This window comes from Streptomyces sp. NPDC056600 (genome assembly GCF_042792855.1).
Taxonomy (GTDB): domain Bacteria; phylum Actinomycetota; class Actinomycetes; order Streptomycetales; family Streptomycetaceae; genus Streptomyces.
In genome coordinates this window covers 40,368-46,802 of record NZ_JBHTVQ010000030.1, presented here as the reverse complement: position 1 = coordinate 46,802, position 6,435 = coordinate 40,368, and the positions used below count along the sequence as shown (strand labels likewise).

The 6,435-nt window shown below is 73.9% G+C and carries 6 protein-coding genes and 1 other RNA gene; 1 reads left to right on the top strand and 6 read right to left on the bottom strand.

Annotation, left to right across the window (positions count from 1 at the left end):
* Positions 1–152: 152 nt before the first annotated feature.
* From ACFRAV_RS16925 to ACFRAV_RS16915, 3 genes are all read right to left on the bottom strand, one after another.
* Positions 153–1,151 carry a DMT family transporter gene (locus tag ACFRAV_RS16925; RefSeq protein ID WP_382556154.1) on the bottom strand — a complete coding sequence of 333 codons (999 nt, stop codon included), beginning with the start codon at positions 1,149–1,151 and terminating at the stop codon, positions 153–155.
* Positions 1,152–1,271: 120 nt separating this feature from the next.
* Positions 1,272–1,680, bottom strand: an RNA gene (rnpB, locus tag ACFRAV_RS16920) — RNase P RNA component class A.
* Between the two features lie 64 nt (positions 1,681–1,744).
* Complete coding sequence (locus ACFRAV_RS16915) at positions 1,745–2,314, bottom strand: Uma2 family endonuclease (protein WP_382556229.1); 570 nt, start codon at positions 2,312–2,314, stop codon at positions 1,745–1,747.
* Positions 2,315–2,497: 183 nt separating this feature from the next.
* Between ACFRAV_RS16915 and yaaA the strand changes: the two genes are divergently transcribed.
* Positions 2,498–3,298, top strand: a complete 801-nt coding sequence (gene yaaA, locus ACFRAV_RS16910) for a peroxide stress protein YaaA (RefSeq protein WP_382556152.1) — start codon at positions 2,498–2,500, stop codon at positions 3,296–3,298.
* Between the two features lie 30 nt (positions 3,299–3,328).
* Here yaaA and ACFRAV_RS16905 read toward each other — a convergent pair whose 3' ends face one another.
* From ACFRAV_RS16905 to ACFRAV_RS16895, 3 genes are read right to left on the bottom strand one after another with little or no spacing between them, the layout of a single operon-like run.
* Positions 3,329–4,768, bottom strand: coding sequence for a bifunctional RNase H/acid phosphatase (locus ACFRAV_RS16905; RefSeq protein WP_382556151.1), 1,440 nt, complete (start codon positions 4,766–4,768; stop codon positions 3,329–3,331).
* Between the two features lie 29 nt (positions 4,769–4,797).
* On the bottom strand, positions 4,798–5,541 hold the full coding sequence (locus tag ACFRAV_RS16900; protein WP_382556227.1) for a zinc ribbon domain-containing protein: 744 nt from the start codon (positions 5,539–5,541) through the stop codon (positions 4,798–4,800).
* A gap of 22 nt (positions 5,542–5,563) precedes the next feature.
* Positions 5,564–6,403, bottom strand: a complete 840-nt coding sequence (locus tag ACFRAV_RS16895) for a Nif3-like dinuclear metal center hexameric protein (RefSeq protein ID WP_382556148.1) — start codon at positions 6,401–6,403, stop codon at positions 5,564–5,566.
* Positions 6,404–6,435: the final 32 nt, after the last annotated feature.

The following is a 6,435-nucleotide window of genomic DNA, read 5'->3' as shown; positions in this document are numbered from 1 at the left end:
CTCGCCTGGTCCTGTCGCCGGGCGGCCCTCCCCCCGGGGGGCCCCCCCGGCGGGGGGGCCCGGCCCTTTGGCTCGGCGCGCCCCTCAATCCTGCCGGGGCCGCGCCTTCCGTGCAGTGGGGGACGGGGACGCGTCTGCGCCCTCCGGGACGGTCAGCGCCCGGAGTCGGTGCGCACCCCGTCCGGTTCGGTTCCTTCGGCGCCCGCCTCGCCCGCCACCTCCGGTGTCGCCGCGGCCGTCCCGGCGCGGGTCCGTGCCGCGGGTCGCCGCATCCGGGAGACCGCCACGCCCGCCAGGCACACCGCGCCGCCGAGCAGGGTGAGCCAGCCGGGCACCTCGTCCAGGGCGATCCACGAGATCAGCACCACGACCGCGGGCACCGCGTAGGTGGTGGCGCCCAGCGAGCCGGCGCTGATCCGCGACAGCGCGTAGGCCCAGGTGCTGAAGGCCAGCGCCGTCGGGAAGACCCCCAGGTAGACGACGTTCAGGGTGGCCGTGGCGGGGGCCGTGCCCAGGTCGCGCACCAGCTGGCCGGCGAATGGCAGGCAGACGACCGCGCCGATCAGGCAGCCGAAGGTGGTGACCTGCATGGGGGTCGCGTGCTTCAGCGCCGGCTTCTGCGAGACCACGCCGCCGCCGTAGGCGAGGGCGGCCAGGAGGCAGAGCAGCACGCCCAGCGTCGAGGACTCCCCCTCCCCCGACATCGAGAGACCGACCACCACCGCGCCGGCGAACGACACGGCCATTCCCGCCAGCAGCATGGGCGGGAACCCCTCCTTGAGCAGCCAGCCGCCGAGCAACGCGATGACGAGCGGCCCGATGTTGACCACCATCGCCGCGGTTCCGGCGTCGACCAGTTGCTCGCCCCAGTTCAGCAGCACCATGTAGCCGCCGAACCAGAGCACCCCCGAACACGCGATGCCCGGCCAGGCCTTGCGCGACGGCAGTCCGCCCCTGGTCGCCAGGAGGACGGCCACCAGGACGAGGGAGCCCGACAGGAGCCTGCCCAGGGCCAGCGCCCCGGGGGAGAAGTAGTCGGCGCACGCACGGATCGACACGAAGGCGGAGGCCCACAGGAACACGGTGACGGAAGCGGCGAGCAGGACACGCGGCTCTAAGGCCTGCGACTGCTTGTTGCTGGTGGAAGACATGCGTCCATCTAATCCCATGTGCATGTCACCGATCAGGGGATGCGGGCGGTGCTGGCGGAGTCTTCACCCGATCCGGCGGAAGCCCGGGGTCCCGGACGGAAGTCCGGGGGAAGCCTGGGGCAGACGAGTCGGGCTGTACGCCGGGTTCTGTTCCGACGGGGCCTCGCGGTCCCGTCGGCGACGGCCATCCATCTACGACCGGCGTTGCCACCGGCCTCCAGCGGTCTACCCGCGGACATCGGGCGGGCCGCCCTCGATCGTCCGCGCAGGGCGCCCTCCTCACGGAGGATGCCCCTCTTGACCTTGCTCCAGGTGGGGTTTACCTAGCTGCCCAGGTCACCCTGGGCACTGGTGGTCTCTTACACCACCGTTTCACCCTTACCGAGGACCGAGGTCCCCGGCGGTTTGCTTTCTGTGGCACTGTCCCGCGGGTCACCCCGGGTGGCCGTTAGCCACCACCCTGCCCTGTGGAGCCCGGACGTTCCTCGGGAGCGCCCTGAGGCACTCACGCGGCCGCCCGCCCGGCTCGTCTGCCGTGGGGACCATGCTACCGGGCCGGGGCGGGCCCCCCGACCGGGCGGAGCGCGGACAGGTCAGAGGAACTCGGAGGTGTCGAGCTCGAAGCCGAACGGCTCGGGGAGCGCGACGGGCTTGCCGAAGGGCCCCTTGACCGCCTGGAGGTAATCGTCGGCCTCGGGCTCGCTGAAAAGGGTGAGTGAGGAGAATTCGCGGTCCACGAGGAGGTAGAGCGGGACCCCGCCGCGGGCGTAGCAGCGCAACTTGGCCTCCCGGTCCGTCGTCGCGCGTGACGACGTCACTTCGACGACCAGGGCGACACCGTCGCACGGCATCCAGGAGCCGGCCCCGCGGAAGAGGCGCAGCACTGCGGGGGCGAAGGTGCCGTCGGGGATCACGTGGTTCTTCGGGCACGCCCCACCGCTGCTCAGCCTCAGGCCCTTGTTGCCGGAGTAGTCCATGTCGATGCGCGATTGCCTGATCACCTGCTTGACGATCAGGTTGATGCAGTCCTCGTGGTCCCCGTCGGGCGGTGGCGTCACGACGATCTCCCCCTCGATCAGCTCCGCCCGGAAGCCCTCCGGGGTGTCCAGGGCGAGGAAGCCTTCGAGCACGACGTCACTGTGCGTGAGCGGCTCGTGTGCCATGGCGGTCATGTCACGCCCTCCGTTCGGTCGCTCACCAGAGTCGGACATGTGCTGATCACCGTCCCGGAGATCGAGGTGCTGTCCCTCGATCGTGGCACAGGGCGGTGGGCCCGCACCACGGAACACCACGCAGGCCGCGCGTCGTAGGCTGGCTGGGTTCCGCGATCCCTGAAGGAGTCCCCCGTGCTCGTCCTGCTGCCCCCGTCCGAAGGCAAGGCGCCGTCCGGTGACGGCGCCCCGGTGCGGCTGGAGTCGTTGTCGCTGCCCGGCCTGAACGGGGCCCGGCGGGCGGTGCTGGAGGAACTGGTGGAGCTGTGCTCCGGCGACGAGGAGAAGGCCCGTGAGGTGCTCGGGCTGAGCGAAGGGCTGCGCGGGGAGGTCGGCAAGAACGCGGGGCTGCTGACGGCGGGGGCGCGGCCGGCCGGGGAGATCTACACGGGCGTGCTGTACGACGCGCTGGGGCTCGCCGGTCTGGACGACGCCGCCCGGGAGCGGGCCGCACGGCAGCTGCTGGTGTTCTCCGGGCTGTGGGGCGCGGTGGGCGTGGGCGACGCCATCCCGTCGTACCGCTGCTCGATGGGGGTGAAGCTGCCGGGCACCGGTGCGCTGGCCGCGCACTGGCGCGGGCCGATGGCCGGGGCGATGCCCGAGGTGGCCGGGGACGGGCTGGTGCTGGACCTGCGCTCGTCGGCGTACGCGGCCGCGTGGAAGCCGAAGGGCGAGGTCGCGGGGCGGACCGCCACGGTGCGGGTGCTGCATGCGCAGCTGGTGGACGGCGTGGAGAAGCGGTCCGTGGTGAGCCACTTCAACAAGGCGACGAAGGGGCGGATCGTGCGCGCCCTGCTGACCGGGGGCGTGGACCCCCAGGACCCGGCGGAGCTGGTGGAGGCGCTGCGGGACCTCGGCCACACGGTGGAGGCGGAGCCTCCGGCGAAGGCGGGGAAGCCGTGGGCGCTGGACGTGGTGGTGCGGGAGATCCACTAGCCGCTCCGTCGGCGCCCCTCGGTGCCGTGCCTACCGCAGGTGCGAGGTGTCGTTGAAGAGGCGGAGGCTGGCGTTGCCGTCGGCGTAGTGGGCGACGGCCGAGATCGAGGCGGCGGAGAGCTCCATGCGGAACAGGGCCTCCGGCGGTGCGCCGAGCGCGAGGCGGACCAGGGTCTTGATGGGCGTCACGTGGGTGACCAGCAGGACCGTGCGGCCCGCGTGGGCGGCGATCAGGCGGTCGCGGGCCTCCTCGACCCGCACGGCGGTGGCGTTGAAGCTCTCGCCGCCCCCGGTGGGACGGGCGTCGGGCGAGGCCAGCCAGGCGTCCAGGTCCTCGGGGTGACGCTCCATGACCTCGGCGAAGGTGAGGCCCTCCCAGGCGCCGAAGTCGGTCTCGCGCAGGCCCTCGTCGACGGTGACGTCGAGGCCGAGGCGGTCGGCGACGACGGCGGCGGTCTCGCGGGTGCGGGCCAGCGGGGAGCTGACGATCGCCTGCACGGTGCCGCGGGCGGCCAGGAGCCGGGCGGCGCGGCGTGCCTGCTCGAGGCCCACCTCGGAGAGGGACGGGTCGGTGCCGCCACTGCCGGAGAACCGCTTCTGCGGGGTCAGCGGGGTCTCGCCGTGGCGGAGCAGGACGAGCGTGGCCGGGGCGCCGAGGTCGGGGGTGGACCAGCCCTGCCGGGGGGCTGCCTGCGCGTCGGTGGCCTTGCGCGGAGCGTCCGGCCGGTGAACACCCTGCGGGGCCTCCTGCTGCTGGGCGTCCGGCTGGGGGGCGGCCCGCTGGAGGGCGTCCGGCTGCGGAGCCTCCCGGACGGCGGCCTCGGTGGATCCCGGGGCCTCTGCGGATGCGGCAGCCTCGGCGGATCCCGGGGCCTCGGTGGATCCGGGGGCCGCGCTGGTTCCGGGGCCCTCGGCGCGGGCGGCGCCCCCGGCCGCTGCGGGGCTCTCGGCCGGCTTCGCCGCCACGCCCGCGGCGGCGCGCAGGTCGGCGAGGTGCTTCTCGGTGGGGGCCGGACGCCCGGACGGCATCCACGCCTCCCCCCGCGCGCCCGCGTCCATCGCCTCGTTGGCGAGACGGTCGGCGCGCTTGTTCTCCTTGCGCGGGATCCACTCGTAGGTGACGTTCCCGCCCGGCAGGACGCCGCGCGCCTCCTCGGCGAGCGGCGCGAGGCCGGGGTGCTTGATCTTCCAGCGGCCGGACATCTGCTCGACGACCAGCTTGGAGTCCATGCGGACGCGGACCGACACCTCGCCGCCCGACGCGGACTCGGCGGCGGCGAGTTCCCGCACGGCGCGCAGGCCGGCCACCAGGCCGCTGTACTCGGCCACGTTGTTGGTGGTGACGCCCAGGTACTCGGCGGTCTCGGCGAGGACCTCGCCGGTCACCGCGTCGGCCACCACCGCGCCGTAGCCGGCGGGCCCCGGGTTGCCCCGGGACCCGCCGTCGGCCTCGATCACGAACTCCCGCACGCGCAGCGCCCCTTGGAAGGAGAGAAGGGTCAGAGACCCGACTCGGAGGTGCGGACCAGGATGCGGCGGCAGTTCTCGCAGCGCACCACCGTCTCGGGGGCCGCGGCGCGGACCTCGTTGACCTCGGTGATGTTGAGCTCCAGCTGGCAGCCCTCGCAGCGGCGCTGGTAGAGGCGCGCGGCGCCGACCCCGCCCTGCTGCTCGCGCAGCTTCTCGTACAGCTTGAGCAGGTCGGCCGGCACGGAGGCGGCGACGACCTGGCGCTCCTTGGTGACGGTGGCGCTCTCCCCGTCGAGCTCGCCGAAGGCGGCGTCGCGGCGGGCGGTGGCGTCGTCGAGCTTGGCCTGGACGGCCGAGACGCGCTCGGTGAGCTCGGCGACGCGGGCCTGGGCGGACTCACGGCGCTCCATCACCTCGAGGACGACGTCCTCCAGGTCGCCCTGGCGCTTGGCCAGCGAGGTGATCTCACGCTGCAGGTTCTCCAGGTCCTTCGGGGAGGACACGGCGCCGGAGTCCAGGCGCTGCTGGTCGCGGGCGGCGCGCTTGCGGACCTGGTCGACGTCCTGCTCGGCCTTGGTCTGCTCGCGGGCGCAGTCGCTCTCCTCGGTCTGCGCGGCCACGAGCAGGTCGCGCAGCTGGGCGAGGTCCTTGTTCAGCGACTCGATCTCGGCGTGCTCGGGCAGCGAGCGGCGCTTGTGGGCCAGCTGCTGGAGGCGGGTGTCCAGGGCCTGGACGTCGAGGAGACGGATCTGGTCGGCGGGCGCGGCGTTCAGTTGGGGGCTCCAGTAGGTGAGGTCAGTGGGCGGGGTGGGTGGACGCCGCGTGGGCGGTCCAGGGGTCGGTGACCGTCGTGGACACGTGGACCCGCAGGTTCCAGCCGTGCCGTTCGGAGATCTCCTCCAGCTGGGCGGCGGCCAGCTGGCACCAGGGCTGCTCGGTGGCCCAGTGGGCCGCGTCGATCAGCGCGAGAGGACTGTGGGCGCGGGCCTCGCTCACCGGGTGGTGGCGCAGGTCCGCGGTGAGGAAGGCGTCGACGCCGGCCGCGCGGACGTCGTCGAAGAGGCTGTCGCCGGAGCCGCCGCTGACGGCGACGGTGCGGATCCTCGCCTCCGGGTCGCCGGCCACCCGGATGCCCTGCGCGGTGGCGGGCAGGCTCGCGGCGGCGCGGGCGGCGAACTCCCGCAGCGTCTCGGGGGCGTCGAGCTCGCAGACGCGGCCGAGGCCGCGGCGGCCGGCCGGGTCGTCGCGGTCCGGCACCAGGGGGCGCAGCACGCGCAGGCCGAGGGCTCCGGCCAGGGCGTCGGAGACGCCGGGGTCGGCCTTGTCGGCGTTGGTGTGCGCCACGTGCAGGGCGACGTCGTTCTTGATCAGGTCGTGCACCGCACGGCCCTTGAACGTCGACGCCGCGACGGTGGTCGTGCCGCGCAGGTAGAGGGGGTGGTGGGTGACCAGCAGGTCCGCGCCGAGCTTCACGGCCTCGTCGACGGTCTCCTGGACCGGGTCGACCGCGAACAGCACGCGGGTGACCTCCTGGTCCGGGTCGCCCGCGACGGTGCCGACGGCGTCCCAGGACTCGGCGCGCTCGGCGGGCCAGAGGTTCTCCAGGGCGGCGATGACTTCAGACAGACGGGGCACGGGGGCAAGGCTACCTGGCCGCCGGTGGGCCC